Here is a 25,224-nt window from a genome sequence, read left to right on the forward strand (position 1 = left end):
GCTTGTGGCTTTCCGCGCGCCGAGAGTCGGAGGTCGATGGCGTTAAGTCTGGAGCCAGGCAGGTGCGTACGATCTAGTGACTCAGCGACTGCTCGAGAGTGGCACCAGCGGTGTAGTCCGAGCGGGTTCCGATTGACGTCTGACTACCGATGACTTGATCGTGCTCGACGCGCTTAGCGATGATGTCGGCCCGGTCTCGGCTGCGTCGGGCAGCAGTCGCCCAACGGCGGCACCGTTCAGCTTGACGCGCGATTGCGGTCGCGCGAGATGCGAGTGCGGGTGCGCCGGTGCGGTCTCAAGCGGCGTGCACGTCATGGATCGTGCGCAGAATGGAGAACACCGCAGGGGCTCCACCGGCGAAGAGCGCCTCGAGGAGGTACTCCTCGTAGCCGGGCGCCGCGATGTCTGACTCACCCGGATGAGCCGAGGGATCGACTATCGAGACGATGAGGGAACGAGGAAAGCGGATGTTGGCCAGCGGGTCTGCGCCTGGCCGGTCTCCTCGCAGTTGAGCGCCGGTATGCAGTCTGTCCGAGAGAACTGGTCGCTGAACCCAGCCGGTGTCGATGCCCCAGCTGATGCGGGCGCGCGGACCTTTCAGGTCGAAGACGACGCCGAGCGGCACGACCTGACCTCCCTCATCACGCAGGTCGTAACCCGGCTCGACGCGGATCGAAGTCTTGTATGCCATCGAACGGTTCTCTTTCAGTTGTGCGTTGCTGGAAGCCGTGCGATTCGCACGCTATGGTCTGGGTCGCCTCTCGGCGAAAGCAGACTCGCCGGCGACTCGCCTGCTGAAGTGGTCGTGACGAAGCACTTGCATGGGAAGCGAGCCCAGCTGCGTCAGGAAACGCTCATGCTCAAGATCGAAAAGCAGCCCCTCGAGCAACTCTGCTTGCCCGTCGTCGACCATCTGCAGGCGCTTGATGAAGTACTGATTCGTCACTCACCTCAAACTCGACCGGCACGTCGAAGGGGTTGCCCTCGCCGTTGGCCTCCGCGTACGAGCGGATGCGCGTCATCGGGTAGCTGCGGATCGCGAGCTTGCCGTCGGCGCTGCGGTAGCTGCGCCGGCCCATGCGGCGCTTGCCGCGGCTCGACTTGCCGGGGAGCTGCTCGCCCCAGTCGGCAGGGATGAGCGGGCGGGTGCCGCGCGTGTTGAACTCCGCCGTCGCGCGAGCCTGCTCGTGCCAGCGCTCGACCGCCTTCGCGTGGCGCGGGTCGGTCATGGGCACCTGCACGCTCGAGGGGATGTAGCCGATGCCGGCCGCGATGGCGCGGCTGCGGGCACGGTTCTGCTGGTCCACGAGCTCGGGCGTGTCCGCGACGATCGGGAACTGGGCGGCGATGCCAGGCGCCTGCTGCGGCGCGTACTGGCCACCGGTGGACGCGGGGCTGCCGGCGGGGCGGTGGTCCCGGCCGTGTGCGTCGCGGATGGTCGACATGGTGTGCTCCTCGAGGAATGGGGTCTCTCGAACGGAGCATCTGCGGGAGCGTTCAGCGGGGCGCGGCGGGGTGGTTTCGGCACGCCTCGGAGGGGGCGTCGGGTGCCTCCTGGGCCTCGTTGCGGGCTCCCGGGGACCATCCCGTGTCAGTGTGGTGCAGGCAGATTCCGCACCAGCACTGGTCAGTCGGGGGTGCGTTTGCACGAAAGTAGAGAAGAACAGGCCCGTTTCGGCCGGGTTCTGCACCACTTCAGCACCACTTCAGCGTGGTGCAGCTACTCCCCAGTGTTTGCAAGGGGAGTCGGGGCATTCGGCCGAATCCTGCACCACGCTGCACCAACCCAATCCCGAGTTACCGTGGTGCAGGTTCATGGCGCGTTCTGCCGCGCAATCGCGGGGAAGTCGCCGCCGAGTTTGCAAGATAGTAGAGAAAAACAGGCCCGAATCTCAGATCGAGGGGGTCGGGTGCGCATGCATGCGCGTGCGCGCGTGTGCGTGTGCGTGTGCGTGCGTGCACGCATGGGCGGGCGCATACGACCCCATGTGTCCCATATCTTCTTCTTCTTCTTCTACTTTCTTAGAAAAAGGAAGGAAGGAAGGAAGTAAGGGCACGGATTTTCGGGCCACTGGGCTGCACCACGGTAACACGGGATCGGGTTGGTGCTTAGAAGATGTTTTCTTGCAACATTACCCCTGCATCCCAGTCATAGCGCGGAAGTTTCTGCACCACTTGGTGCACCACTGTTACACGGGATGACGTGGTGCAGGTGGTGCAGAACGGGCTGTTTCGGGCCTTTCGAGCACCACTCGCACACCACTTGGGCGCCTGCCCACCCCATAGGCGGCGGACGCCGAGGTTCTGTCTTGCGGTCAGTCGACCGCATCGCAGTCCCGGCGTCGTCGAGCTCGCATGGCGCCGTCTCGCTCGCCGCTGGCCCGGTGGCACTCGGCGCCGCGCTCGGTGTGGCCTTCGACGTGCTGCTGCTGGCCTCGGCCGGCTGAGGCGTTTCGGAGCGGCCCGGGCGCCTCGTCTTTCGCGCCGACGGCGAACACCTCGCTCTAGCGTTGCCGCTGGCCTCTACGGTTGCGATCAGCACGAGAGAACGGACCCCCGACCATGCCCGAATCAGTACACGAGACAGCGGCCCTCCGACCGAAGCCACAACCCGAGCGCGCGACGGGCTTCAGCCCGCTGGACCCCGACGATCTCAAGGAGTTCCGCAAGGATCTGCGCGCCTGGCAGCGCGAGCTCGACGAACTCGCCGGGCCTGAGCCGCAGCGCGTGCCCGAGACCGGCCGGTACGAACTGGATCTCGACAACGAGCGGGCGTTCCTGCGCGACCACCGTGCGTGGCGCGCGCGGCGCGCCGCCCTCGAGGCCGCCAGCGGCTCTGAGAGCGCCTGAGGCGCGCCGGGCCGCACGAAGGACCCGTCCGGGTCGCTGCTGCGCGCTCCTGGCGGCGCTGGCCGGCTACGCGACGCGCGCCAGCCAGCGCCCGGAGGTGACCGCTACAGCTCGATCGGCGCCATGGTGAAGATCACCAGCTCGCTCGTCGTGTGCACCTCGCCCGTGTCGAGCGACTCGATGAAGTTCGATCGCACCTTGCCGGCGACGAGGACGGGCTAGCCGACGCCGGGGGATGGACTGTGGAGATGCCCGCCTGCGAAAAGGCGTGACGGTTGGCGTGTGACCTTGCATCGATGCCGGCGAGTGACGAGGCCGCCCCGAATGCGAGGCATGTGGCACTGATGGCTATCGCGGCGACCACGACGCGGCTTCTGCGGGGCGTTTGCTGATCGCTGCGTGCGACCTTCTCAGCCCGACCTTTTAGGGCTCTTGCACCGTACGCCTAGATTGAGATCGCACAGCAGGTGCGCCTGACCACAGACGAGGAGCGACGCATGCAGATGTCGCCGCAGCGACGACGCAAGCTCCACGGCGTCCCGCCCTCTGTGCGAGGCCAGTTCGACCACGAGCTGCGCGCTCCCTCTGCCGCGCTGCCGGTGCAGTCCTTCGGTGCCCTCGAGTTCCTCGACGACGGCACGCTCGTGCGACGCCGAGACTCCGAGACGGTGGCCGGCGGCTACGACGAGATCCAGCGCGACGCGGACGGCGAGGTGACTCGCCACCTGCTCGGCGGCGCTCCGCACAACACGGACGGCGCGGCCGTGACGGGCTTCGAGGGCGACCAGCAGTGGCGCTCGTACTGGCTCTTCGGCCGCGAGGTGTCGCAGGTGACCCACTGGCGGCAGATGTCGCCGGACCCCGCAGAGTTCGACGCCGTGTTCACCGAGGGCTGGGAGAGCGCCGTCGAGGCCTTCCACCGAGCCACGGGGAGCAGCTTCGGCGACGCCGCCGGCGCGCTCGAGGACATGCTCGAGCTACCTCCGACGGATGAGGACATGCGGCAGGGGCCGGAGGAGGCGACGTTCCTCCTCGGTCGCCGCGAGGCGGCGCTGCGGCTTCGACGCGAGTTGCTGGTGGCCATGTTCGACGGCACTGAGGTGCGCGACCTCACGCACGAGCTCGACGAGCTGCTCCAGGAGGCGGCCGAAGGCTGACCGACATCAGGGCCCGCGGCTTCGGCTGCGGGCCCTTCGTCGTACCCGGAGGAGGTCCGCGGAGGCCCCGGTGGTGCGCGAGTGGTGCTCAAGAGCCCCGAAACAGCCCGTTCTGCACCACCTGCACCACGTCATCCCGTGTCAGTGTGGTGCACCGAGTGGTGCAAGAACTTCCGCGCCTTGACTGGGACGCAGGGGCAGAGTTGCACGAAAGTAGGTGTTTGTGCACCAACCCGTGCCCGTGTCAGCGTGGTGCAGCCTGACGGCCCGAAAATCCGCGCCTTTACTTCCTTCCTTCCTTTTTCTAAGAAAGTAGGAGGAGAAGAAGAAGATATGGGACACATGGGGTCGTATGCGCCCGCCCATGCATGCACGCACGCACACGCGCGCACGCGCATGCATGCGCACCTGACCCCCCCTCGTTCTGAGATTTGGGCCTGTTTTCTCCTACGTTCGTGCAATTTCGCGGAGCGATTCCGCGTCTTCACGCGGCTAGATCGGTCACTGAGCTGCACCACGCTGACACGGGCATGGGTTGGTGCAGCGTGGTGCAGGATCCGGCCGAATGCCCCGACTCCCCTTGCAAACACTGGGGAGTAGCTGCACCACGCTGGAGTGGTGCTGAAGTGGTGCAGAACCCGGCCGAAACGGGCCTGTTCTTCCCTACTTTCGTGCAAACGCGCCCCTGACTGACCAGGGCTGGCGCGGAATCTGCCTGCACCACACTGACACGGGATGGTCTCCGGGAGCCCGCAACGAGGCCCAGACGACCCTCCCCGGCGAACCCCGCGGGCCGCCAGGTGTGCCCCGCACCTCCGGCCACATGCCCCGAGCCCGACCTCGCGCGCGCCAGCGGGATCACTGCTGCGCCGCTGCCGTCGGCGGCCGCGGCGGCGCCTCGAACGACCCCGCGAGAGCTCCCGCAGATGCTCCATGCAGAGAGACCTCTGGAGGGCACCATGACCACCACCACGATCGACGCGCGGGGCTCCCGCCACCGCGCCGCCGGATCCCCCGCGAGCACGGGCGGCCAGTACGCACCCGCAGTCGCTCCACGGCAGGCGATGCAGCTGAACGCCACCGACCGCGCTACCTTCGCGCAGCAGTCCGCCGCCATCCGCGGCGCCGTCGCCCGCAAGTTCGGCTTCGTCGTCGACCCGGACGAGGTGCTCTCGACGGTGCACGAGGTCGCAGTGAACAAGCTCGCCTCCGGCGACTGGGAGCAGCTCGAGGGCAACTGGGGCTACCTGCGCAACACCGCGATGCGCCAGGCCATCACCCAGGCCAACGCGAACCTCCGCGGAGAGGAGCGCACCGCCCAGGTGAAGCTCAAGGAGGCGGCAGAGCAGCGCCAGCAGAAGATCGGCCGCGAGCTCACCGCCCGCGAGCTCGAGCTCATGGCCGACGACATCCGCCTCTCGTTCCCGCCCAGCCGCCGCCCCCGCATCGGCTGGCACCAGGCCATCGTCGCCGGCCCCGCCGAGTCCCTCGACCGCGAGATCGGCGAGGACGGCGGCACCAGCGTCGGCGATGGCCTCGAGTACGCCCAGCAGGAGGAGCAGAGCCTCTTCGACGACGCCCTCCACCTCATGGAGGACAACTACGGCCAGGCCACCATGTCGGCCGAGCAGGTGTCGCTGCGAACCGCGCCAGCGAGTAGATCAACCGCTGGATGTTCTTGCTCATCGCGGACCGGGCGTCTGGCCGCCAGTGTCCTGGTGACGCCCGGCGCATACGACGCACCGAGCCCTGAGGCAACGGCTGGGGTGGCTTGCTGCCCCTATTGCAAGAGATGTCGCCGAACCGCCTATGTACATGCCGCATGGACGTGACCAGCAGTAGTCCATGTCAGGACATAGGAGAGCGATGAACGAGGTTTACGGGAGTGCATCATGACGCCGCGGGCGGCCAGCCTCAGAGATCCGCTCCAGCCAGCGCGCGTGATGTGGATCCGGGACGATGGCATCATCGCCTGCCAGGAACACCTCGATCCACATGCTGCGGGCCAGGCTGAGCGCCACCCGCGCGTCATCCAGCTCTTTTCGAAGCCGCACTCCTGGTTCAAGCTGAACGGCGAGGACCACGCGGAGTTCATGCTGCTCGACGCCGAGATCGAGTGCTCGTGGTGCGCGCCGTCAGGTCGATAGTGAGCACGGCTTACGTCATGATCACCCAGCTGGTCGCGCAGTCGAATCGAGAAGTCGCTCAAGTTGGGCGTTCCGGCTCTGGCCCCGCATGATCGAAGCACACGATGTGCGTCGGCGACGCGTCGAGCAGACTGCCGGCTCCGACCCGCGCGATGATGGCGTCGATCGGCTGCGCAAAGAGCCATGCGAGGCTTCCTCCATGGCTGAGGTGCTCTTGCACAGCCAAAGCGCCTCGAAGTCGAGCGCATCGAGTCGGCGCTCCGACCAGATCGTCGGTGGTGTCGATAGCGCGGCCGCCGCGTCTGCGACCATTGCGCCATGGAGCTCGACGAGTTGCGCAATCTCCCGCTCGAGGATCAGCGGGTCTTCTTGCTCGGCCGAATCGCGAGCGAGACCGCAAGCATGGACGCCAGCCTCCGCTTTCTGCACGCTGCACTGCGCGGCGAGGGCAGTCTGGATGCGTTCCTCGACTCGCCCGACCACTTCGCGAATAACGTGGCCGATTGCATCCGCCTGATCGGTGAGCACGGATCCCTTGACGGCCGCGCAAAGGTCGCGCTACAGGCATCGGTCGCCGCGGCTCACGTCGCATACCGCGCACGCAATCGCTTCACGCATGACATGCTCCGCCATGATCTGCTCGGCCGCGAATGGGAGTTAGTCGCCATGAAGCGGCCTCGTGAAGGCCATCCCGGCGCCACGTCGGTGAACTTCGACGGCATGGTCAGGGTTGTGCTCGATCTCGTCGCGGCAACCTGGAGGCTTCGAGGCGGCGCTATTTACACCTACCAGCGCAGGTGGGCAAGTATCGCCTTGGGCGAGGTTGAGGGCAACTGGGACGGCTCGGCCAACTCATCGCGATAGTGCCGTGGCGCACGACTGAGGCATTGCCGTGGAGCACTCGCCTCGGATTGCCGAAAGCGGACGATGAGTTTCACGAAGCGGCCAGCGTGGGCGAGGCGCCACATGATGGTGGTGTCGCCCTCACACGCGATCACACAGTTGGTGGTCTATGGCCGCCACGCCTTCCGGCCAGGTGCGGAGACGGTGAAGATCTGACCTGCACCAGCAGTCCCGAGCACCTCCAGCTCGACCCGAGCGTCCTGGCCCGAGGTGGCGACGCGCGAGTAGCCGAGCAGCTTGCCCTGCCGCTTCTCAGAACTCATCGTGGTGCCGCCTTTCTGACGCGTTGATTCTGAGGCAGGGTTTTGCGAGACGCACAAGCCGTCGCACGAGTGTCGAGCGACACGCTCCGCAAGCCTCTCGCAGACGCTCGTTTTTGCGACTCGGATGCGAGCGCGACGGCATCAGAGATGATTGGGCGGTTTCCGGCGTGATGAGCCTCTGGCCACGTGCCGGCCCGACGTGGCGCGGCCCGTTCTGCTGGCGGATTGGTCACCGGTGCTGTACGTCCCGGTCAGCCGCCCGGCTCCGACGCCTCGCCTGGATGATGGACTGGATCGTCTTGCAGAGAGCGAGCTCGGGCCCTGCGAAATCGGCGGGGAGCCGAGCGGACCGGGGTCGCTGTCCAAAAGTACGAGCAGCCCGACGATGGCCAGGACGGGGATAAGGCGAGCGATCAGCTGCAGAGCAGTGGTGATGAGGGTCCCGTGGGTCGGAAGGCGCCTCGCCAGCGCCGCTGCAGCGACGATCGCGACGATAAGCCCGACGCCCAGCCACGAAGAAAGCAGGTGCACCTCGTAGGCGTCCACCCTTCCCCACCGGCCAGGCTCGCTCGAGCGCCAAACGAGTAGGCGGGGCTAAAGAAGACAGCGGTAGCCACCGCACGGGCGGGGAATGACCGCTTCGGTCGCGCATCGCGACGCTCGTTTCAGAGCGGGAGTTGCTTTGAAGACCACCGAGGCTAACAGCGACTTGCCCGAAGACGCGCTACTATCACGAACTCGCAGAGCCGTTTCGTTCGAGATGCTTGACGGAGACCCGAGTTAAAGTGCCAAGTTGCACGATCGCTTCTGCCGATGCACCGATCCCTGCGAAGTCTGAATCGACGTCGATTGCAACACACCATGATCGGTCCTTCGGCCAGATAAAAGCCGGGAGTGCCTCTTGCTCCGGCGACTCGGTGATGCCAGCAGGGACTAGTATCCACTCGCCGCGCTCGCTAAGGTGACCGCGACGGAAGAAATACATCCGTTCGGCGATGCCTACGGTTCCGCCCTCGAGATCTAGCCCCCAGTTGCCGTCCCAGTAGCACAGGTAACATTCGTCTGGAGTACGCGTGAATCGGCGCAGTTCGGACAGTACCACTTGCAACTTCTCAGGATCCCCGGAAACAAGTTCCTTCGGTTGATCCGGAGCGGCAGGCGAAGAGGGTGCACATTCTAGGAAGCTCAGGACAGCATACGAGCCGAAGAGCGAGGGCCCGAAAGCAACCAAATCGCGCCAAGGGGCGGGCGAGGAGAAAAGCCATTCGAGTTCCGACGTCTGCACTTCTTCCGAGTGTTCCATGGCTCAATGGTAGCAAACGCAAATGTAACACTCTAAATCGAAGTTCAGCTGTCCTCATAGTTGATGTGCGCGACGAGCCACTCGTCGCCTCGCTCGAGCGAGAGTACGATCCTCACGATGGAGTCCTCGCTGATCCACACGGGTTCCCCATCAGCGAGCAGTTCAATATTCGAAGAATCCAGCGTGGCTTCGACTCGTGCATGCCTCGCTGTCTCTTCCGTGACCTGCACCTCAGCGACAATGAGCGACCCAGTCTGCTGGACTCCGCCGTCGGAATACCAGCGACCATCGGATTCAAGTTGTGAAAGTGTTTCCACAGTTACAGCAGTGCGAAGTTGCTCGGGCACCGGCATTGAATAACCATCCTGAGCCCACTCATCGTAGTCACCGATGAACTGAGTTGCGACTTGCGCCGCGTCCTCGTAGTCGTCTTCGTGTGAGCTGCACCCCACAATTGTCAAAGTACCGAGTGTCAGCGCAGCGAATACCACTCGTGAGTTACATCGTGGCGCGACAATTGCATTCATTCTTGACCTTTCTGGCGACCAGGGCGTCTTGCGCAATCGCTAGGCATGTTCATGATTTGCTCAAGACGCCCCGCCGCGCTCCTCAACCGTTAACCGCACGCCCTTTCAATCGGCGGCGAATAGACACGGTTGGGCGCGTCGTTATAGCCAACGATGTCAATGTCGGTCCAAGAACGCCACATGTTTGCAGCTGTGCCATTGCAGTCATAGTGGGCGGTTACTCGTCCCGGCTTGCCGCTCGTAAGCCCCCTTGGGTTCGGAGCCAGGCGACCCTTGCCCTGCGTTCCGACCGCATAGTAGAAGCCCAGAACGTTCCTCTTGTCTATTTGAGTGGTGACGTCCGCGAGCGCGTAGTTGCAGTTCTCGTTGTCCCAATTGCCGTGGGACTGGACCGCACGTCGGGTCGAAGTGCTAGAGATGTGAACGTAGTCCACCCTCTGGGTAAACTCACAGATGGCTGCCACAGCGGTGGTAGATGCCGTACTGCGCGGCGCACCTTCGTTACTCCCGGTGAGGTTCGGACGAGGTACTGTGAACTCGAATACCTCTGCGTCGCTGCTGGAGTCTTCAACACTGGCCGCTGAAGCCAATGGGGCTGCGCTGATCGATAGCGCCGCAGCGAGCACTGCGACAGTTAGTGTGTTGCGGAGTTTCTTCACGGGCTTCCTTGCTCTCGAGCGGACGGCGGTTCATAGAGACGGCAGGTGACGCCATCACGGGTCCATTCGATCAGGCTTGGCGGGTCGCGGCGATAACGTTTCGGTATCGAAACGTCCAAGCCCTCGCGTTCTCGGACTTCAACGAACTCCGGCGTCGCGTCGCCGAGGCAAAGCGGCCTCAGTCTCCACCAGCGCCGCCGATGACGACAGCCACCGGCGAGCTCTTCGAGTTCCTGGGGCGGCTTGCAGCGTTGCGTGCCGAAGGCATTCTCACTGAAGAGGAGTTCGTGGCGGCGAAGTGCCGGCTGCTCGTCATCTAGGTGAGCTCGTGGTTCCCCGACTGCAACAGCCCTCGCCAAGGTCGATCGCGTTGATCGAGAAGGCGCAGGCTCTTGCTCTCTGACTTGGATCCCGTCAGCCCGGGGACGCCTTTGCGTGCGACGATCACTTCGTCCTGATCCGCCGACAATGAGAGCAGCCATGGCTAGCGAGTCGAGGCAACAGGCACGCGTCGCAGCGCAGGCAGCGCGCGCCGAGCAGCTCAATACGCTCAACGGAATGCAGATGCCGCGCGGTAGCGACCTCGCACACATGACGCGCGAGCAGCACCTCAGCATCGTCGCGGCGATCTACGACACGATGCTCGTTCCTGGAGGGTGGATCGGGCCCATCGAGGTTCGCGATCTTTGGGTGGGCCGTGCGCAGCTGCACGCGACGCTCGCTGCGAGCGGGAAGTGACGCTCAGCGCGCCTGAGGTTGAGCGCGCACTGCACGCGCGCATCGCCTCGCGCTAGGCGCCAACTGGCACGTCGAGGGCCACGAGCACCAGCTTCAGCGTCAGCGGGCGGGGTGCCATTCCTGACTCGATGTGCTTGATCGTGGCTGGCGTCACGTCAGCGGCGCCGGCCAGCTCGATCTGGCTCATGCCGCGGCGGAGGCGGAGGCCTTGCACCTTAGAGGCGAGGTGGATGCGGTCATCCCGGGACCACGGCGGTCGGGGAAAGTCCGACATCTCGGGCCCCACATCGGCATCCGGGGCGTCGCCGCGCTCAGCGCTCACCGAAGCCCACCCATGCCTGCGTCTCAGCAGCGCCCTTCGGGCCCCAATGCTTGGAGACGTAGTCGCCGCTGGCGCCGTAGGCCTCCTCGCCGTGCTCGTTCTTGCCGTAGAAGATGCCGCCGGTTCCGCGGGTCCAGGCCGTTCCGTCGAGCTGTCGCTCGAGCGCCCGGAAGAGGAACTGCGCGTGCGCGTCATCGACGGAGCGGTTGCCCTCGTCGACGTCCCAGGTCAGCGTGCGACCGTCGATGCTGAGGCTCGAGCTGCCGCAGGTGAACGTGGTCGTGCGGTTAGTCGCGCGTGCGCCGACGACCTGCTCGAGGTCAGCAGGCGTGATGCGGCCGACACGGGTGCTGCCGGCGCGGTCGTGCCAGCGGCTGTAGATCGCATGGTCGGCGTGCTCGGCAGCCTCGCCACGGGGCTCGGGCAGCCCGACTGGCAGGTAGCCGCGGCGCGGCTTCTGTCCGGCGTAGATCGGCTCCAGGCGCTTCGCCTCAGCAAGCACCGCGTCGTACATCTCGTTCTGCGCCTTGCGCAGCGCCTGCTTCAGCGGGGCCACTGCCGCCGCAGGCAGGACGACCTTGCCTTTCTCCCACATGCTCATGCTCATCGCGCGCTCCTCGTGCTCGTCTCTCGAGGAGGGCATAGGCGGCGACTGCTGCCGGCTTAGAGGTGCGAGGCCGGTGGCGGGGGCGCCTTGCCTGCGAACTGCCCTCCTGTCGAGCGCGGGGCGCCAGCCGGCTTCCGCTCTTGATGTCCAGGTGACACGTCGATCGTCTTGGAGTCGACAGCACTCAGGCGGTGTGCACGGACGCGGTTGTCGTGCTCGAACGCGCGCGCCATGAAGTCGATCGCCTCGCCCTCGACGCCGGCGGCCGCCCCTGCGTGGAACCACCCGTCGGTGGCGGCAGCGCACTGGCGGATGATGTGGGCCGCGTCGGCCGAGCTCAGCGAGAAGGCGTCGTGCGCGGCGGCGAGCGTTCTGATGTCGCGGTCTGCAGGATCGTCAGCCTCGGTCAGCGGAGTTGCGTCGGCATAGTCGCGGTGCGGGTTGACGTCGAAGGCGGGGGAGAGGCCCCAGCCGCGGTCTCGTCGGATGACGCCGTGGTTGCGCATGTGGTCATCCGTGCATCGGACCAGCGTGTTGAAGGCGGCGCGCCGGAAGAGCTCGCGCTGCAGGCCCCTCGGATCGGAGGCTTCCTTGCGGAGCAGCTGCGCCATCCTGGAGTAGGGGATGCGTTCGCCGACCTGAGTGCCGAAGATGGCTGCGACGCTGCGGTAGTGCAGCCGCGCAGGGCCCTCGCGGTCGAAGCGGGCAGTGATGAAGGCATGCCGAGAGCGCCCGAGGCGCATGAGCCTCGAGCCAGCGACGTCGATGCCGGCGGCCTTCTGCATCCGCATGGTGGCTTCCTCCCACGCGGAGACGTCGTACGGATCCGTGTGCAAAGGAAACTTCGCCAGCAGCAGATGGCCTGCATCGTCTCTGACGTTCGTCTTCGGGCGGTAGCCGCCAGGGGTCGACCCCGCAGCGAGCAGCCTTCGGAACTCATCCGCAGTCTCCTTGCCTTGGGTGAAGCGCTCTGCGGCCGCAGCGAGCGAGCGAAGCTCGAGCGGGGTTGTCTGGACGCTGTCGGGGCGCTGGGCGACGCCATCTCGCCAGAAGCGCAGTGCACCTTGCCGGTGCTCATCGCCGACCATGAGGAGCAGCTCGAGGTCGGTTGCGGGCTCTACCTTCTCGCCGCGTGCGGCGAAGCCCCGTCGGTGCGCTTCGTGCAGCAGGCGCTTGGCCCATGAATCTGGCAGCGCGTCCTGGAAGCCTGCGAACATGTCGCGTCCGTCGCGCGGCCAGTGCGGGCCGGGCCCAAGCGGCAGGTCGTTGGAGAGGGAGTACGCATCAGGGTCAGCGATGAACCTCGCGTCGTACTCGAAGACGGGGGTCGGTTTCGCCCGGCCTCGGCCCGCCTGCTCGGTGATCTGCCCGGCGACGACTTCACGGCCGCCCGGAAGAGCGAGGGTGACCTGGATCACGTCGTCCTCGACCTGCGTGGCGCGCGCTTCCTGGCCAGCATGGATGCTCTGGCAACGCCGAGCTCGGTGCGCAGCGGGTCGATCGACTCGGTCATCGTCCCAGCGATTCCGAGAACGTCGAGCACCTTGAACACCGAGTCGAGGCGAGAACCGCCGGAGCCTTCCTCGATCGCGCGCAGCGTCGGGATGGAGACGCCGGCGCGCGCCGCGGCGACCTGCTGACTCAGCCCCAGCACCATCCGGCGATCGCGAACATGCTCGCCGAAGTCCGCCATGCTGGCAGCCGATTCGGGTGTAAGCATCCTGTCTCCTAACAGCCAGCCAAGTTCCTTTTACTAAAGTTTATGCCAAGCCGAGTGGCTTTTACAAGAGGGCTCACCGTGCATGGATTACCAGCCACTGATGCTCGGAAGATCGGCGCCGACATCGTGTCCGCAGTCACCCGGCAGTGGTGGCCGCTCGAAGCCACAGCCGCGGCAGCCGCTCTCGTGCAGCACCGTGCCGCAGTCGGGGCAGGCCTCCACCGGGATCAGGTCGAGCGGGTCGGGCATGGCGGCAAGGTGGCGCTCAGGCCCGGCTGCTGTGCAGCTGCGGGCGTGCCGGCTGGCCGGTGGTGTGCGGCTCGGGTGGCGGCTTCTGCGCCGGAACGTGCAGGTTCGGCGGGAGGTCGCCGCCGCTGATCGACTTGCCGGTGGCGCGCTCGTAGACAGCGAGGCAGGCGGTGTGCGCGTCGTCGAGAGTGCCCCAGTAGCCGATGAGCTTGCGCTGCTCGCGCTCCGAGTTCGCGCTGACCACCCGGAAGTAGGGCTCCTGCCAGGGCCCGTGCCACACGAGACGCGTCACGGCGAGCTCGGCGCCCGTCAGCGGGTGCAGCACCTCCCACTCCACTGGACGGTTCGTCATCGAAGGCGAGGCTATGGCGCTGTGGTGACACGCGCATACTTTTGTAGGCGGTGGTGCTCGACCGCGACCGCGCCATCATTGACACCGGCAGCCCCGCGAACGGGCTGTCGCCGATGCTGGGAGTGCACGATGAAGGTCCTGGTACAGCGAGCCCCTGGCAGCAGGCGCTGAGAGCCTGGCTGGCTCCTGTGCCAAGCTTTGGCACCGACGGGGCAACTGATCATTGCCCGCACTCTAGATGTGCACGGTTCCCCGGGCTACCATTCACGCATGGCTACCCGATACCGCAAGATGAGCGCCTCCGCGAAGAGCGGCCGCCTTGTCGCGCCCAAGGTGGCGAAGTCGAAGCGGATCAAGATCGCGAAGGCGGCTATTGGCAGCGTCAGGACGAAGTCGACGACGCGCTCGCCTGCACCTCGGACTCAGACGACGCGTTGACCGCTCGGGGTCGCCCCGCCCTTGAGCGCGGCGTTGTCTCGTTCGAGGCGATCGCCGAGGTGCCCGACGCGGTCGTGCTCGACACCTGCTTTGTAGTTGCCGTGCTCGTGCCGACAGAGGATCACCACGGCGCGTGTGCGGAGTTCATGGAACGCATGGTGGAGCACGGGACGGCGCTGTACTACAACCGCGTCCTCGAGGTCGAGTTGGCGGAGACGGCATTCAAGATCGCGATCAAGAAGCAACACGGCTCCCGCGCCTGGCCGCGCAAGCACGCGGATGGACGCGTCCGGCGTCGCGCGAGCCGTCTAGCGAAGCGCCTCGTCGAGGAGTGGGAGGAGCTGCTGTCGGTGAACCCGTCAGCGTGCATCGAGCTCCACGAAGTCTCAGACAACGTGCTCCTGGTTATGACCGATGCCGCTCTGCACTCCATGGATGCAGTCCATGCGGCGACCGCGATCTACGTCGACGCGCCACTAGTGACGATCGACGCAGGCTTCGGCTACGTACCCGAGAAGGACCTGAAATTGCTGGTCGATGCGAGCCGCGTGCGCAGCACGCGCACGCGCCGAGGAGGTGCGCGATGACGAGCGCGCCCCGTCCGATCGCCGAGTAGTAGCGCCCGCATGAGCGACCGGCAGGAGCGGCTGAACGAGCAGACCGCCGATCAGCACCAGCGTGCGATCCGCATCGGCCGCCTCGCCAGCGATGAGGGCGCGACGCCCGACGAGGCACACGCCATCGCCGACTGCACCGCCGTGCTCGCTCAGCGCGAGCGGGCACGCCTCGAGCGAGAAGTGCGGCCGAAGTGGCTCACGAGCGTGCTTGGCGCGACCCTCGCCGTCCTCGTGTTCCGGCTCGGCGCCCGCGTCGTCGACGAAGGGATCGCGCTCGACGCCTCGATGCTGTGGAGCCTTGCCGTCATCGCGTTCATCGCCCACGACCTCTTCCTCGGCAGCGTCATCTCCCGCATCGCCACGCTCCTGCCCGCCCGGATCGCCTCCTGGACCGCGGTCGACGTGCGCCTGGTCGTCATGCGCGCCTACAACGGCCAGCGCGACATCCTCGGCATGCGCGGCTGCGACTGCAGCAGCCACCAGGCGGGCTGACCGAGACAGGCCACGGCTGGCACTGACCCGCAGATGCTCCAGGCAAGAGACCCCTGGAGGATCCATGACCATCGACACCCACGGCCGGGCCCACCGCCCCGCAGGCAGCCCGGCATCCACCGGCGGCCAGTTCGCCGCGCAGGCCGCCCCGGGCCAGTCCCAGAGCCTTGGCCTCAGCCCGGAGCAGAACCGCGAGCTCGTGCGTGCCGTGGCGCTCGACGCAGCGCAGCGCCTCGTCGCCACCGAGCGCATCGAAGCTGCGCGCAAGCAGCTGCAGTCCCGTTGGCCGAACGCCGCCTACCTCCACTGGGGCACGACCGAGTACGAGCCCGATCGCATCCGCATGGCCGAGCTCGTCGAAGAGGATGGCGAGACGGTCGCAAGCGGCGCAGAGGTATTCGAGGCTGCAGACCTGCAGCACCTGGACCCCGAGCACCTCGCAGACCGCTCGTTCGAGATCCAGACGCAGCACGGCTGGATGCCCAACAGCTTCGACCTCCGGACCGAGCCCGAGCACCGCACCGACGTCACCGCCATCGCCGCACTTCTCGACGAGCAGCAGATCGACGAGATGACCGAGGCGCTCGAGGCGCGACGCCTCGCGCTCCGGCACGGCCACCTCAGCGAGGACGAGCTGCTTGAGCAGCTGAGCGGTGGACGCAAGGGGCCGACGCACACCGCGATGCTCGAGATGACGATCGAGGCGAGCGCCATCCACCGCTGGACACTCCGCGGCGCACGCATCACCGGCGGCGGCGCGACGTGGTCGGCATCCCTGCACGTCGAGGGCGCCGTGCGAGGCGAGCGCTTCGTCGCTCACGAGCCGATCCTGCAGCGGGCGATCGACGAGTACGAGAGCGAGTTCGGTGCCGGTGCTGCCGCCGCGCTCGCCCAGCCCATCGACTAGAGCCTCCACGACGAAGCCCCCGGATATCGCGCCGGGGGCTTCGTCGTGCACCGGCTTCGTCCGCCTCACCGCCTGACCGCCTATGGACACCGAGCGGCCGCCGCCGCCCCGACTTAGGAGACCCTCGTGACCCCAGCCGACTTCCTCGCCCAGCTCACCGAGCCCGGCCGCATCATCCAGATCCTCGTCGCCGCCGCCGTGGCCGCGCTGGCGGCCTACGCGCTGACGCCCTACGCCCGCGCGATGGTCGCCCACGGCTCGAAGCCCGTCGTCCCTGCCGGCCCCGGCGGGGAGCGAGACCAGATGGCCGAGCTGTTCTCCGCGATGCTCACGCCGACCGGCAACCCCGACCCGGCCGAGTCGAAGTGGCTGGCCCGCTGGGTGCCGCCGATGATCGCCGGCGTCCTCGGCGCCTACCTCGCAGCCATCACGAGCGCGTGGGCGGTCGCGCTCGTGCTCGTCGCGTTCGTCATCGGCTCGAGCCTCCTCGTCGCCACCGACCAGGCAGCGCAGCGCCTGCCGGACAAGATCGTCTGGCCCACCACCGGCGCCGTCGCGATGCTGCTGGTGCTCGCCGCGATCGTCACGGGTGCGTGGGGGAGCCTGCTCACCGCCGGCCTCGGCGGCCTCATCCTCGGCATCGCCTTCTTCGCGCTCGCCTGGTTCCGCCCCAACGACCTGGGCCTGGGAGACGTGAAGCTCTCGGTCGTGATCGGCCTCGTCCTCGGCTGGTACGGCTGGATCCCGCTGGCGGTCGGCGCAGTCTCCGGCTTCTTCCTCTTCGCCATCCTCGGCATCACCCTCATGGTCGGCCGCCTGACGTACTCCGCCAGCCAGCTCGCGTTCGGCCCCTGGATGATCCTCGGCGCGATCGTCGGCATCACCTACGGCACCTTCGCCTGACCCGCCACCGAAGCCCCCGGTACGCGTCACGCCGGGGGCTTCGTCGCGTTCTCACTCCTCCAGCGGCCATCCGTTCGCCTCGGCCTCTGCCAGGTACGCGCGGATGTCCGACATGCGGAAGAACCCGTCGACGCTCACCGAGCGGCTCGGGCACCACAGCTCGTACCCGAAGTCAGCGTTGGGCGTGGCAGGGCCGCCGCCGAGCACGAGCCACTGCTCGCCTCGGTAGGTGAAGCTGCCGTCACGGCGGATGCGGATCATGGATTCCCCCTCACTATCTAGAGGGCCGCGCGACCGCCTTCCTGTCCCACCCCGCCGCCTATGGAAGGAGCATGAGTCTCCAGACCGCATCCCCGATCGAGCAGCACGACGGCTACACGATCCAGCACTTCGCCCCGATCGAGCTCGGAGGCAAGGAGTTCACCGTCCGAGAGCAGCGCATCGAGGCGACTGGCGACCACGCCGGCTCCTCCACCATGTGGATCACCGGCCCGCGCGGCGCCGACTACACGCTCGAGCCCACCGGTCGCCCCGGCGTCTACGTCGCACAGTCATGGAGCTCCGGCCAGCCGATGAGGCGCCAGGGCAACGTCGTCCTCATCCACTGGCTCGGCGACATCATCGAGCAGGCATGAGCGCCCCCGTGCACGAGCTCACCGCCGCCGCGGCCGCATCCATCCGCATCCCGCTCGTCTCCGGCATCCGCCCCGGCGACCCGCTGACCGCCCTCGTGCCCGACCGCGCACCGGTCGACACGGCCCTGATCGCCCGCACCGAGCTGCTCGCCGGACGCTGCATCCGCGACCGCCTGCCCGGCGGCGGCTACGCGGCCGTCAACCCCGCGCGCATCCGCGCCACGCTCCGCAGATGGGCGATGCGCCAGAGCGCCGACTGACGGCACCCGCCAAGTCTCCGCCGCGCGCCAGGCCCGCAGATGCTCCAGGCAAGAGACCACTGGAGGATCCATGACCATCGACACCCACGGCCGCGCCCACCGCCCCGCCGGCAGCCCCGCCTCCACCGGCGGCCAGTTCGCACCCCAGGCAGCACCCGCCGGCGCCGCCGAGCTCGGCCAGCCCCTCGGCATGACCCTGCCCGACCACACGCACATCCTCGAGCACCGCGGCACCTTCGCCAACGGCTACACCAGCGAGGACATCGACCGCGTCCTCGCCCCGCTCGAGGGCTACGAGATCGTCGCCGTCTGGGACGACTACGAGGACGACATGATGACCGGCGACTCCGAGCTCATCGGCCGCGACCGCGACGCGCACGGCCGCGGCGTCGGCCCCTGGCGCCGCCTCGCCCCGGAAGCATGGGAGTGGCTGCACGAGCCGCACGACGGCGACCGCCACGACGACGCCCGCGTCCCCGACTTCCTCGACGACGACCCCTATGAGCGGCAGGACCTCGACACGCTCCCGCGGCGCACGGGCAGCAACGTCTCGCTCAACGAGTACGACCCCGACGTCGCCTTCACCCAGATGGTCGGCGCCGGCTACAGCCCCGCCGGCGCCCGCGAGGCCGCCGACTCGGCCTCCAGCTACGAGACCGCGCTCGACTACATCGTCATGGCCGAAGGCCGCTGACCCAGCCCCGACCGACACCAGCCCCCGGCCATCGCGCCGGGGGCTTCGTCGTTCCGTCGCCGCTCTGTCCCCGGCCCGGCTTACGATGCTCCTGATGCCATCGCTTGACGGCAGACATCGTGAAGATCAAGGACGACCCCAGTGCAGCACCGCTTCGGCCCCACGGCCTCCCGTCTCGTCATCGCCTCCCTCGCGGTGGCCCTGCTCGCTGGTTGCTCGATCGCGCCTCCCGCGCAGGAGCCCGCCGCCGAGTCCTCCGCACCAGCCGCAGCCTCGGCGCCGGCGGAGACGACCGCCCCGCCGGAGGCGGAGCCGGAGCCGGAGGCAGCCGCACCGCTCGCCCTCAACGCCGACGGCCTGCTCGGCGGTAACGCCACCGTCACCGACTTCGAGGACGGCGAGCCGGACGTCATCTCCGCCGTCAGCGTCGGCACTCTCGACGCCGACGCGCGCACCCTCCCGTTCGTGTTCCGCAACAACACCAGCGAGGCCGTCTCCCACGTCGACGCCACCGCCACGGTGCGCGACTCGGCGGGCGCGATGGTCGCCAACGGCATGTCGCAGGGCACCACCCCTGCGCAGATCCCGCCGGGTGGCCTGGGGCTCGCCTACATCTACCTCGAGTCGGGCGAGGTGCCCGAGGATGCGGACGTGGAGTTCAACTTCGACTCCATGCCTGCCGACACGTCCTTCTACAACACCGGCGACCTCCGCGTCACCGAGTGGTCGGCGACCGACACCGGCTTCATCGGCTCCGCCACGAACGAGTCGGACGCGCAGCAGGTCGGCCCCTTCTCTGTCTCGACCTACTGCTTCGACGAGGCCGGCACGATCGAGCGCACCTTCGGCGACTACACGAACGAGATGGAGGCAGCTCCGGGCGGCACCGTGTCGTTCACCTCGGACTTCTACGGCGACCCCTGCAGCTCGTACCTCTTCGGAGTCACCGGCTACTTCGAGTGACCCGACCGAAGCCCCCGGCCGTCGCGCCGGGGGCTTCGTCGTGCGCGGTGTGCCACTATCGCATCGTGCTGCAGCTCATCGAGGAGTGGAAGACGGCGGCAGACGTCTACGACGGCGACGTCGTCCGCCACCCCGCCACGGGCAAGACCGTCACTATCGCAACCATGTTCCAGCTGAGTCCCCTGCTGATGCACTTCGTTCCTGGCGTGGTGGAGTTCGACCCGCTCGACAACAAGAGCGCGAACGCGATCCTCGACGATTCAGTCGAAGAGCTCGAGCTCGAACCTGGCGCCCCCATCTTCCAACTCTGGAAGTACGCGCCGGGTCAGTCCTCGTAGCACGCCCGGTCGTCGACCGAACCCCGGCCGCGCCGGGGGCTTCGTCGTGCACCGGCTATGTCCAGAGCGACCAAGCCAGGGGAGAGGGCCACACCATGACCACCATCACCGACGACTTCGCCGCCATCATCGCCGACCTGTGGGGCACCCCGAACGCCGAAGCGGACACGGGCCTGCGCATCACCGAGGTGCGCGCGATCGGCGAGCACGTCGTCGTCATCGCGCAGCCCACCGGCACCGAGACCACCGTCGCCTACGCGCAACCCACGCCGAGCCTCGAGTCGCTCCTCGCCGAGCTCGTCAGCATCAAGGGCGAGCAGCCCCCGACCGACGTCGCGCACCAGATCGAGCACGACCACCCCGGCATCGTCTGGATCACGCCGGCGCACCCGCTGAGCGCCGTGCTCGCAGACGCCCGGTAGCCGCATCGGGCGTGCCGCCCGCAGATGCTCCAGGTGAGACAGCCAGGAGGCATCCCATGTCGATCGACAACCACGGCCGCGCCCACCGCCCCGCCGGCAGCCCCGCATCCACCGGCGGCCAGTTCGCAGCTGGCGCCGCCCCCGGCCAGGCCGGACAGCTGTCCGAACACCCCGCGATCGGCGAGAGGCTCGACCGGCTCAGCACCGCCCGCCGCGCACGCACAGACGCGAACGTCGAGTCGCGCCAAGCCACCGCCTCCGCCATCCTCGCCATCGCCCGGCAGCGAGGGGTCGACATCGTCAGCCCCACCTCGCGCGTCTTCACCGACCACGGCATCTCCTACGACGAGGCGACCTCGGTCAGCGAGTACGAGCTCACCATCGACGAGCTCGAGCTGCGCGCCATCGACCCGCGCGAGCAGTGGCACCACACCACCGCCACCAGCCCCGAGGCGATGCGCGACTTCGCGCGCCACCTCGCCCGCAACGAGAGCGACGCCGCCGCCATCGCCCGCACCGACCTCATCGAGCAGGCGCTCGGCGACAGCTGCCGCGGAGTCGACCACGACGTCACCATCGAGCGCACCGAGGACGCCGACGCCTACGAGCTGCTCGTCGCGCTCGGCGCCACCACCGACGGCACCGTCACCCCGACCGCTGTCACCATCAGCGCCGCCGCCCGCACCCGACTGCAGGACGACCGCCGCGCTTCGATGGGCCGGCTGCAAGCACACCTGGCCAAGACGGACAGCACGCTCAGCCAGTAGCCCCGCACCCCTCGACCAGCGAAGCCCCCGGCGTCAGGACCGGGGGCTTCGTCGTGCGTCGCGGGGCTGCCGATGCGGAGTCGTCAGACCAGCACGCCGAGCGAGGTGATGACCACGACAGCGGAGACGAGGACCACAGCGGTGAGGGCGACGATGGCGGTACCCGGCAGCGTCTCTTGCGGTCGACGCTGCGTTCGAGTGGCGTCGCGCTGCTCGGCGTTCTTGCTCTCTTGCATCCTCGGCCCCTCCTTCGGTCGTGTGGCTTCACGCCCCACGAGGCGGCGACCGCCTATGCACCAGGCGACCCCAAGGAGCAGCGTCCCATGTCTCGACCGACCAGACCAGAGAACCCGATCACCGCGCTCGGGCTCCAGGCTCGAGCCACCCTCCACCAGGCTGCTGTCGACGCCGGCCGGAACGCGGCCCGGGTCGGTCACAGCCGCGAGCAGCTCCTGCGCTCGGCTACCCGCATCGCGCGATCCGGCGGCCGCCAGATGCACGCCGAGCTCGACCGAGACGAACCCGGTGCCGACCCGAGCCTTGCGACGATCTCGTCTGCGGCGATGACCTGGCAGGTGACCCTCTTCGCCGGCGGTGCTCTCGCCGCGGTCGCGCCGCTCGTCACCGGATCGCTCACCCACCCGGCAGCCGGCGCGGGCCTCGCGCTGGTGTTCCTCTGCCTCGCACCGATGGCCTTCGGGCTCACCGTCTACGAGCTGATCGCCGCCACCCCCGCAGGCCGCCGCCTCGCCGGACTCGACGCGCTCGCCTGGACGACGATCCGCGCCTACCTCCTCGAGCAGCGAGCCACCACGCGCACCCTCCGCTGACCAGCCCGCCGCGCTCGGCACCGATCGCGCGATCGCGCACACCCACCCCCGCCCCCGGCCACCGCCCGGAGCCACGCGAGGCCGCCAAGCCGAGCCGCCGCGATAGCGGCACCCTCCGGGCACCACCGACAACGAGCAGCAGACCGGGAAGCACCATAAGAAGGAGGGCTCGCCCCTCCGGGGCTCGCCCCACGACACGCTCCGCGATGTACCGGATCGACGTGATGTTCGATTCGTTCCTACTCGTTCCGCTCCTTGCTCCGCTTCGTGCTCTCGGGCTCCGCCTCCGGCGGCTCCCTCGTATGGCTTCGCCTTCGCCCTGCTCCGTCTTCGCCACCTGCTCCCTCCTCTGCCTCACCTCCAGCTCTGTCTCTACCTCCGGCTCTGCCCTGCAGCTCCTCCGGCACCACTCCGGCCGCGCACCCTGCGCACCCTCCGGCTCGAACCGTCCACCTGTGTTTACCTCGAGGTCCCGCCGGCGGCGGGCCAACCCCACTCACCTCCTGCATGCTCCGCCACGTCCCGCTCTGCCACGACTCGCCTCTCCGACACGCCCTGCGGCCACGCGAACCTCTGCCTCCGGCACACCCGATGCGTGATGCTCCGCTTCGTCCCTCCTCGTCTCGTTCCGTGCTGCTCTGCAGCTGACCTCTGCTGTGCTTCCCCGCCGGCGGCGGGCATCCCGTCTCCACCTTCCGGGGTGCGTCTCGTTCCGGGGCGGTGCAGCGCGTCCCGGGATGAGGGCCAGCCCCGGTTCCACCAGGCTTCGGTGCCCGCCGGCGGCGGACAGTGCCATGGGGGCAAGGGGCGAATCGTCACGATGCGAGGCTGGGCGTTACGTCTCGCAGCCCTCCGGGCCCCAGCACCCATGCCGGACCACACCCACCTGCACTCCAGCACCATCCGACTCCCGGGGTTCGGGGCGGCGCCCCGAGCAAGCGTCCACTCAGGCGGGCGCGCAGCAGCGAAGCGATGCGGGCAGCATCGAATCGCAGCGGGACGGCGAAGGAGGAGGCGGAAGCCTCCGGGACGACGTACCGCGCCGCAGTGGACACCGCCGGATGGAGGGGGCCACAAGGCCGGCAAGGCGACACCCCGTGACGCCGCAGCCGCTCCCCAAGGGAGACCAGGAAGGGACGACGAAGGAGACCCTGACGCAGACAGCATCGTGATGGGGCGCAGCGACGCGCCGCGGCGATGTGGACCGATGCGGCCCGGGGAGGAGCGGCTCGGCCGCGGGCCGGCGCGGCTTGGGGCTCGGGCGGCGCGCAAAGACGTTGCGGGCGCACACGATTTCCTGCGCCCCAGCCCCAAGTCGATCGGGCCTGCCGCATGGATGGTCGCGTGGCCACCTCCTTCACCTTCACGCGCGCCGGGACGCTGCACGCCGACGTCGAGCGGAAGCTCTCCCAGGCCGTCTCCGAGGCGTTCTCCACCGCCGCATCCGGCACCACGCTCGTCGCCCTCTGCGACCAGGACGGGGCGATCTCCCGCCGCTTCGTCTCGGACGGCAGCAACGCCAAGAACCGCGCATTCCGAATCGCCACCAGCCTCAACGCCTCCTCCAACCAGGACGAGGAACCGGTCGACCTCCAGCGCCCCGACCTGCACCGGCTCGCCTGGCGGCACGGACGCTCCAGCGTCGAGCTCGACACGCAGGCCGGCACCGCCCTCCAGGCCGTCGCCGACTCGATCGACGCGAACCTCATGCCGGGGGACTGGGTCGCCATGTCGATGCGCGAGCCCACCCGCGCCGAGCGCAGCGACTGGTCGAGGTGGTTCACCCACCAGCGCGACGCCCGCACCCACCACAGCCTGCGCGCATCCAGCCGCATCGTGTCCATCTGGGCCGGCAGCGAGATCGCCGGGCGCAGCGCCGAGCTCGTCCAGCAGCTCACCGCGGCCCTCGGCGGCTTCGACATCATCGCCCCAGCCGAGACCGTCAGCCGCTCGGCCCTCATGCGCCCCTGGTGGCGCGCGACCGGCATCAGCGTACTCGCCACCGCGGGCGCCTTCGTCGGCGCCCCGTACCTGGCCGAGGTGCCGGAGCTGACCCTGCCGACGGCCTGGCCGTGGGCGGTCGCCGCCATCTCCGCCTGCATCGCCGCCACCACCATCACCAAGCACCGCGGCATCATCGGCTCCGGCTGGACCCGCATCCAGCGCAAGCTCGCAGCCGGCCTCGTGCCCGCACCGCCGCGCCGCCTCACCCCGCCCCGCGCGCCCCGCAAGGCCAGCACCCGCTGGGTCGGCGAGGGCGACGAACGCCGCCAGGTCGAGGTGCCCGCCAACGACGGCGAGTGGCCGCTGGCCCACTCCAGCTTCATCGTCGGACCCGAGCTCGTCGCCTCCCTCGCGCTACCCGGAGCGACCAGCACCGGATCGACCGCATCGCGCCGCGTGCCCGCCGCGCTCGCCCACCCCATCGGCCCCGAGATCGGCGCCAGCGACGGCACCACCGCGCACCTGTCGCGCTCCGACATGTGGGCCGGCGTCATCGTCCTGGGCGACCCCGGCTCCGGCAAGTCGAAGCTGCTCGAGTGGATCGTCGGCGAAGCGATGGCCAACACCGAGTACACCAGCCAGGCCGGCGTCATCTTCGACACCAAGCGCGACGGCCGCCTCTCCCGCGACCTCGGCATGTGGGCAGCGCGCGCATCCGCCCTCACCGGCCAGCAGGTCAACCTTCGCGTCGTGCGCCTGGCAGACCCGACCGTGCCGATCAAGATCGACATCTTCGGACGCGACGGGACGCTGCGCCAGCGAGCCGAGCGCATCATCGACGCCATGCGCTACGTCGAAGGCGACGGCATCGGCGCCCGCTCCAAGGAGACCCTGCAGGCGATCCTGCCGCTGGCGATGCTCACCACCTACGACATCGCAGCCACCGTCCCCGGCGTCGACCCCGAGGGCTCCCGCGTCGTCGCCGAGGCAGGCATACTTCCGAGATGAACTCGGACGATGCCGTCGAGGCCGCGCTCCCTGCCGCAGGGCATCCTGGGCTCCAAGTTCGAGCAGGTGTGTCCGATGCCGTCCGGGTTCGACGAGAACGGGACGAAGCGCGACAGTCTCCCGCAGATCGCAGGGGATAGCGAGCCGACCCCCGCGCCACTTTGGTTTGGCTGAGGGGGCGGCACTCGACGGCGTCGAATTGATGGAGG

At 68.2% G+C, this 25,224-nt stretch carries 34 protein-coding genes; 21 read left to right on the top strand and 13 right to left on the bottom strand.

The window, feature by feature from the left end; translation table 11 throughout:
* Positions 1–295: 295 nt before the first annotated feature.
* Positions 296–691, bottom strand: a complete 396-nt coding sequence (locus tag AA0Z99_RS00115) for a hypothetical protein (protein WP_413318301.1) — start codon at positions 689–691, stop codon at positions 296–298.
* Positions 692–860: 169 nt separating this feature from the next.
* Positions 861–1,445 carry a hypothetical protein gene (locus AA0Z99_RS00120; protein WP_413318303.1) on the bottom strand — a complete coding sequence of 195 codons (585 nt, stop codon included), beginning with the start codon at positions 1,443–1,445 and terminating at the stop codon, positions 861–863.
* Between the two features lie 864 nt (positions 1,446–2,309).
* Here AA0Z99_RS00120 and AA0Z99_RS00125 point away from each other — a divergent pair.
* From AA0Z99_RS00125 to AA0Z99_RS00150, 6 genes are all read left to right on the top strand, one after another.
* Positions 2,310–2,447 carry a hypothetical protein gene (locus tag AA0Z99_RS00125; protein ID WP_413318305.1) on the top strand — a complete coding sequence of 46 codons (138 nt, stop codon included), beginning with the start codon at positions 2,310–2,312 and terminating at the stop codon, positions 2,445–2,447.
* A gap of 115 nt (positions 2,448–2,562) precedes the next feature.
* On the top strand, positions 2,563–2,850 hold the full coding sequence (locus AA0Z99_RS00130; RefSeq protein ID WP_413318307.1) for a hypothetical protein: 288 nt from the start codon (positions 2,563–2,565) through the stop codon (positions 2,848–2,850).
* A 497-nt stretch (positions 2,851–3,347) separates the two neighbouring features.
* Complete coding sequence (locus AA0Z99_RS00135; protein ID WP_413318309.1) at positions 3,348–4,007, top strand: hypothetical protein; 660 nt, start codon at positions 3,348–3,350, stop codon at positions 4,005–4,007.
* A gap of 959 nt (positions 4,008–4,966) precedes the next feature.
* Positions 4,967–5,839, top strand: coding sequence for a hypothetical protein (locus AA0Z99_RS00140; protein ID WP_413318311.1), 873 nt, complete (start codon positions 4,967–4,969; stop codon positions 5,837–5,839).
* A gap of 108 nt (positions 5,840–5,947) precedes the next feature.
* A complete protein-coding gene (locus AA0Z99_RS00145; RefSeq protein WP_413318313.1) occupies positions 5,948–6,154 on the top strand; it encodes a hypothetical protein in 207 nt (68 codons plus the stop codon).
* A gap of 318 nt (positions 6,155–6,472) precedes the next feature.
* On the top strand, positions 6,473–7,018 hold the full coding sequence (locus AA0Z99_RS00150; protein WP_413318314.1) for a hypothetical protein: 546 nt from the start codon (positions 6,473–6,475) through the stop codon (positions 7,016–7,018).
* A 146-nt stretch (positions 7,019–7,164) separates the two neighbouring features.
* Here the strand turns inward: AA0Z99_RS00150 and AA0Z99_RS00155 are convergent, their stop codons facing one another.
* From AA0Z99_RS00155 to AA0Z99_RS00165, 3 genes are all read right to left on the bottom strand, one after another.
* Entirely contained in the window at positions 7,165–7,320 is a 156-nt protein-coding gene (locus AA0Z99_RS00155; RefSeq protein ID WP_413318315.1) for a hypothetical protein, read from the bottom strand.
* A gap of 730 nt (positions 7,321–8,050) precedes the next feature.
* Positions 8,051–8,623, bottom strand: a complete 573-nt coding sequence (locus AA0Z99_RS00160) for a hypothetical protein (protein ID WP_413318317.1) — start codon at positions 8,621–8,623, stop codon at positions 8,051–8,053.
* Positions 8,624–8,667: 44 nt separating this feature from the next.
* Positions 8,668–9,114: a hypothetical protein gene (locus AA0Z99_RS00165; protein ID WP_413318319.1), complete on the bottom strand. Its 447-nt coding sequence runs from the start codon at positions 9,112–9,114 to the stop codon at positions 8,668–8,670.
* 895 nt (positions 9,115–10,009) lie between these two features.
* Between AA0Z99_RS00165 and AA0Z99_RS00170 the strand changes: the two genes are divergently transcribed.
* Together AA0Z99_RS00170 and AA0Z99_RS00175 are read left to right on the top strand one after the other, a co-directional pair.
* A complete protein-coding gene (locus AA0Z99_RS00170) occupies positions 10,010–10,129 on the top strand; it encodes an SHOCT domain-containing protein (RefSeq protein WP_413318321.1) in 120 nt (39 codons plus the stop codon).
* Between the two features lie 160 nt (positions 10,130–10,289).
* Complete coding sequence (locus AA0Z99_RS00175) at positions 10,290–10,547, top strand: hypothetical protein (RefSeq protein ID WP_413318323.1); 258 nt, start codon at positions 10,290–10,292, stop codon at positions 10,545–10,547.
* A 52-nt stretch (positions 10,548–10,599) separates the two neighbouring features.
* Here AA0Z99_RS00175 and AA0Z99_RS00180 read toward each other — a convergent pair whose 3' ends face one another.
* From AA0Z99_RS00180 to AA0Z99_RS00205, 6 genes are all read right to left on the bottom strand, one after another.
* Positions 10,600–10,821, bottom strand: a complete 222-nt coding sequence (locus AA0Z99_RS00180; RefSeq protein ID WP_413320889.1) for a helix-turn-helix domain-containing protein — start codon at positions 10,819–10,821, stop codon at positions 10,600–10,602.
* 37 nt (positions 10,822–10,858) lie between these two features.
* Positions 10,859–11,476 carry a hypothetical protein gene (locus tag AA0Z99_RS00185; RefSeq protein ID WP_413318325.1) on the bottom strand — a complete coding sequence of 206 codons (618 nt, stop codon included), beginning with the start codon at positions 11,474–11,476 and terminating at the stop codon, positions 10,859–10,861.
* 56 nt (positions 11,477–11,532) lie between these two features.
* Entirely contained in the window at positions 11,533–12,894 is a 1,362-nt protein-coding gene (locus AA0Z99_RS00190; protein WP_413318327.1) for a type II toxin-antitoxin system HipA family toxin, read from the bottom strand.
* Positions 12,891–13,169 (bottom strand): helix-turn-helix domain-containing protein, encoded by a 279-nt coding sequence (locus tag AA0Z99_RS00195; RefSeq protein ID WP_413318329.1) that lies wholly within the window; start codon positions 13,167–13,169, stop codon positions 12,891–12,893. Before AA0Z99_RS00195 ends, AA0Z99_RS00190 begins: the two co-directional genes overlap by 4 nt.
* Positions 13,170–13,283: 114 nt before the next feature.
* The gene (locus AA0Z99_RS00200) at positions 13,284–13,445 is read right to left on the bottom strand and encodes a hypothetical protein (RefSeq protein WP_413318331.1); all 162 of its coding nucleotides are present in this window, start codon (positions 13,443–13,445) and stop codon (positions 13,284–13,286) included.
* A gap of 16 nt (positions 13,446–13,461) precedes the next feature.
* Entirely contained in the window at positions 13,462–13,797 is a 336-nt protein-coding gene (locus AA0Z99_RS00205; protein ID WP_413318332.1) for a hypothetical protein, read from the bottom strand.
* Positions 13,798–13,847: 50 nt separating this feature from the next.
* Here AA0Z99_RS00205 and AA0Z99_RS00210 point away from each other — a divergent pair, with 50 nt between their 5' ends.
* The 4 genes from AA0Z99_RS00210 to AA0Z99_RS00225 all read left to right on the top strand — a co-directional run bounded on the left by AA0Z99_RS00210 (position 13,848) and on the right by AA0Z99_RS00225 (position 17,154).
* Positions 13,848–14,822, top strand: a complete 975-nt coding sequence (locus AA0Z99_RS00210; RefSeq protein ID WP_413318334.1) for a type II toxin-antitoxin system VapC family toxin — start codon at positions 13,848–13,850, stop codon at positions 14,820–14,822.
* A gap of 39 nt (positions 14,823–14,861) precedes the next feature.
* On the top strand, positions 14,862–15,344 hold the full coding sequence (locus AA0Z99_RS00215; protein WP_413318336.1) for a hypothetical protein: 483 nt from the start codon (positions 14,862–14,864) through the stop codon (positions 15,342–15,344).
* Positions 15,345–15,408: 64 nt separating this feature from the next.
* Positions 15,409–16,251, top strand: a complete 843-nt coding sequence (locus AA0Z99_RS00220) for a hypothetical protein (RefSeq protein ID WP_413318338.1) — start codon at positions 15,409–15,411, stop codon at positions 16,249–16,251.
* Between the two features lie 126 nt (positions 16,252–16,377).
* A complete protein-coding gene (locus AA0Z99_RS00225; protein WP_413318340.1) occupies positions 16,378–17,154 on the top strand; it encodes a hypothetical protein in 777 nt (258 codons plus the stop codon).
* A 51-nt stretch (positions 17,155–17,205) separates the two neighbouring features.
* Here AA0Z99_RS00225 and AA0Z99_RS00230 read toward each other — a convergent pair whose 3' ends face one another.
* Positions 17,206–17,415 carry a hypothetical protein gene (locus tag AA0Z99_RS00230; protein WP_413318341.1) on the bottom strand — a complete coding sequence of 70 codons (210 nt, stop codon included), beginning with the start codon at positions 17,413–17,415 and terminating at the stop codon, positions 17,206–17,208.
* A 71-nt stretch (positions 17,416–17,486) separates the two neighbouring features.
* On the opposite strand from AA0Z99_RS00230, the gene AA0Z99_RS00235 reads away from it, so the two are divergent.
* The 7 genes from AA0Z99_RS00235 (at position 17,487) to AA0Z99_RS00265 (ending at position 21,233) form a co-directional block, all read left to right on the top strand.
* On the top strand, positions 17,487–17,789 hold the full coding sequence (locus AA0Z99_RS00235; RefSeq protein WP_413318343.1) for a hypothetical protein: 303 nt from the start codon (positions 17,487–17,489) through the stop codon (positions 17,787–17,789).
* The gene (locus tag AA0Z99_RS00240; RefSeq protein ID WP_413318345.1) at positions 17,786–18,049 is read left to right on the top strand and encodes a hypothetical protein; all 264 of its coding nucleotides are present in this window, start codon (positions 17,786–17,788) and stop codon (positions 18,047–18,049) included. The genes AA0Z99_RS00235 and AA0Z99_RS00240 overlap by 4 nt, the downstream gene beginning before the upstream one ends.
* A 70-nt stretch (positions 18,050–18,119) precedes the next feature.
* On the top strand, positions 18,120–18,743 hold the full coding sequence (locus AA0Z99_RS00245; RefSeq protein ID WP_413318347.1) for a hypothetical protein: 624 nt from the start codon (positions 18,120–18,122) through the stop codon (positions 18,741–18,743).
* Between the two features lie 141 nt (positions 18,744–18,884).
* A complete protein-coding gene (locus AA0Z99_RS00250; protein ID WP_413318348.1) occupies positions 18,885–19,706 on the top strand; it encodes a hypothetical protein in 822 nt (273 codons plus the stop codon).
* A gap of 65 nt (positions 19,707–19,771) precedes the next feature.
* Positions 19,772–20,044 (top strand): hypothetical protein, encoded by a 273-nt coding sequence (locus tag AA0Z99_RS00255; protein ID WP_413318350.1) that lies wholly within the window; start codon positions 19,772–19,774, stop codon positions 20,042–20,044.
* 95 nt (positions 20,045–20,139) lie between these two features.
* A complete protein-coding gene (locus tag AA0Z99_RS00260) occupies positions 20,140–20,466 on the top strand; it encodes a hypothetical protein (protein WP_413318352.1) in 327 nt (108 codons plus the stop codon).
* 56 nt (positions 20,467–20,522) lie between these two features.
* Entirely contained in the window at positions 20,523–21,233 is a 711-nt protein-coding gene (locus tag AA0Z99_RS00265; RefSeq protein WP_413318354.1) for a hypothetical protein, read from the top strand.
* An 83-nt stretch (positions 21,234–21,316) separates the two neighbouring features.
* Here AA0Z99_RS00265 and AA0Z99_RS00270 read toward each other — a convergent pair whose 3' ends face one another.
* A complete protein-coding gene (locus tag AA0Z99_RS00270; RefSeq protein ID WP_413318356.1) occupies positions 21,317–21,469 on the bottom strand; it encodes a hypothetical protein in 153 nt (50 codons plus the stop codon).
* 87 nt (positions 21,470–21,556) lie between these two features.
* On the opposite strand from AA0Z99_RS00270, the gene AA0Z99_RS00275 reads away from it, so the two are divergent.
* Both AA0Z99_RS00275 and AA0Z99_RS00280 read left to right on the top strand, forming a co-directional pair.
* A complete protein-coding gene (locus AA0Z99_RS00275; RefSeq protein WP_413318358.1) occupies positions 21,557–22,063 on the top strand; it encodes a hypothetical protein in 507 nt (168 codons plus the stop codon).
* Positions 22,064–23,407: 1,344 nt separating this feature from the next.
* Positions 23,408–25,015: a hypothetical protein gene (locus tag AA0Z99_RS00280; RefSeq protein ID WP_413318360.1), complete on the top strand. Its 1,608-nt coding sequence runs from the start codon at positions 23,408–23,410 to the stop codon at positions 25,013–25,015.
* Positions 25,016–25,224: the final 209 nt, after the last annotated feature.

The sequence above is a fragment of the Agrococcus phoenicis genome (genome assembly GCF_047302415.1).
GTDB lineage: Bacteria > Actinomycetota > Actinomycetes > Actinomycetales > Microbacteriaceae > Agrococcus.

What these genes read in the sequence shown, in the direction of transcription:
- AA0Z99_RS00185 (WP_413318325.1), bottom strand. Translation starts at nt 11,476, where the DNA reads ATGAGCATGAGCATGTGGGAGAAAGGCAAGGTCGTCCTGCCTGCGGCG.
- AA0Z99_RS00220 (WP_413318338.1), top strand. Translation starts at nt 15,409, where the DNA reads ATGACCATCGACACCCACGGCCGGGCCCACCGCCCCGCAGGCAGCCCG.
- AA0Z99_RS00215 (WP_413318336.1), top strand. Translation starts at nt 14,862, where the DNA reads ATGAGCGACCGGCAGGAGCGGCTGAACGAGCAGACCGCCGATCAGCAC.
- AA0Z99_RS00235 (WP_413318343.1), top strand. Translation starts at nt 17,487, where the DNA reads ATGAGTCTCCAGACCGCATCCCCGATCGAGCAGCACGACGGCTACACG.
- AA0Z99_RS00240 (WP_413318345.1), top strand. Translation starts at nt 17,786, where the DNA reads ATGAGCGCCCCCGTGCACGAGCTCACCGCCGCCGCGGCCGCATCCATC.
- AA0Z99_RS00270 (WP_413318356.1), bottom strand. Translation starts at nt 21,469, where the DNA reads ATGCAAGAGAGCAAGAACGCCGAGCAGCGCGACGCCACTCGAACGCAG.
- AA0Z99_RS00230 (WP_413318341.1), bottom strand. Translation starts at nt 17,415, where the DNA reads ATGATCCGCATCCGCCGTGACGGCAGCTTCACCTACCGAGGCGAGCAG.
- AA0Z99_RS00200 (WP_413318331.1), bottom strand. Translation starts at nt 13,445, where the DNA reads ATGCCCGACCCGCTCGACCTGATCCCGGTGGAGGCCTGCCCCGACTGC.
- AA0Z99_RS00275 (WP_413318358.1), top strand. Translation starts at nt 21,557, where the DNA reads ATGTCTCGACCGACCAGACCAGAGAACCCGATCACCGCGCTCGGGCTC.
- AA0Z99_RS00115 (WP_413318301.1), bottom strand. Translation starts at nt 691, where the DNA reads ATGGCATACAAGACTTCGATCCGCGTCGAGCCGGGTTACGACCTGCGT.
- AA0Z99_RS00120 (WP_413318303.1), bottom strand. Translation starts at nt 1,445, where the DNA reads ATGTCGACCATCCGCGACGCACACGGCCGGGACCACCGCCCCGCCGGC.
- AA0Z99_RS00205 (WP_413318332.1), bottom strand. Translation starts at nt 13,797, where the DNA reads ATGACGAACCGTCCAGTGGAGTGGGAGGTGCTGCACCCGCTGACGGGC.
- AA0Z99_RS00160 (WP_413318317.1), bottom strand. Translation starts at nt 8,623, where the DNA reads ATGGAACACTCGGAAGAAGTGCAGACGTCGGAACTCGAATGGCTTTTC.
- AA0Z99_RS00175 (WP_413318323.1), top strand. Translation starts at nt 10,290, where the DNA reads ATGGCTAGCGAGTCGAGGCAACAGGCACGCGTCGCAGCGCAGGCAGCG.
- AA0Z99_RS00155 (WP_413318315.1), bottom strand. Translation starts at nt 7,320, where the DNA reads ATGAGTTCTGAGAAGCGGCAGGGCAAGCTGCTCGGCTACTCGCGCGTC.
- AA0Z99_RS00140 (WP_413318311.1), top strand. Translation starts at nt 4,967, where the DNA reads ATGACCACCACCACGATCGACGCGCGGGGCTCCCGCCACCGCGCCGCC.
- AA0Z99_RS00150 (WP_413318314.1), top strand. Translation starts at nt 6,473, where the DNA reads ATGGAGCTCGACGAGTTGCGCAATCTCCCGCTCGAGGATCAGCGGGTC.
- AA0Z99_RS00195 (WP_413318329.1), bottom strand. Translation starts at nt 13,169, where the DNA reads ATGGCGGACTTCGGCGAGCATGTTCGCGATCGCCGGATGGTGCTGGGG.
- AA0Z99_RS00245 (WP_413318347.1), top strand. Translation starts at nt 18,120, where the DNA reads ATGACCATCGACACCCACGGCCGCGCCCACCGCCCCGCCGGCAGCCCC.
- AA0Z99_RS00170 (WP_413318321.1), top strand. Translation starts at nt 10,010, where the DNA reads ATGACGACAGCCACCGGCGAGCTCTTCGAGTTCCTGGGGCGGCTTGCA.
- AA0Z99_RS00135 (WP_413318309.1), top strand. Translation starts at nt 3,348, where the DNA reads ATGCAGATGTCGCCGCAGCGACGACGCAAGCTCCACGGCGTCCCGCCC.
- AA0Z99_RS00260 (WP_413318352.1), top strand. Translation starts at nt 20,140, where the DNA reads ATGACCACCATCACCGACGACTTCGCCGCCATCATCGCCGACCTGTGG.
- AA0Z99_RS00265 (WP_413318354.1), top strand. Translation starts at nt 20,523, where the DNA reads ATGTCGATCGACAACCACGGCCGCGCCCACCGCCCCGCCGGCAGCCCC.
- AA0Z99_RS00180 (WP_413320889.1), bottom strand. Translation starts at nt 10,821, where the DNA reads ATGTCGGACTTTCCCCGACCGCCGTGGTCCCGGGATGACCGCATCCAC.
- AA0Z99_RS00130 (WP_413318307.1), top strand. Translation starts at nt 2,563, where the DNA reads ATGCCCGAATCAGTACACGAGACAGCGGCCCTCCGACCGAAGCCACAA.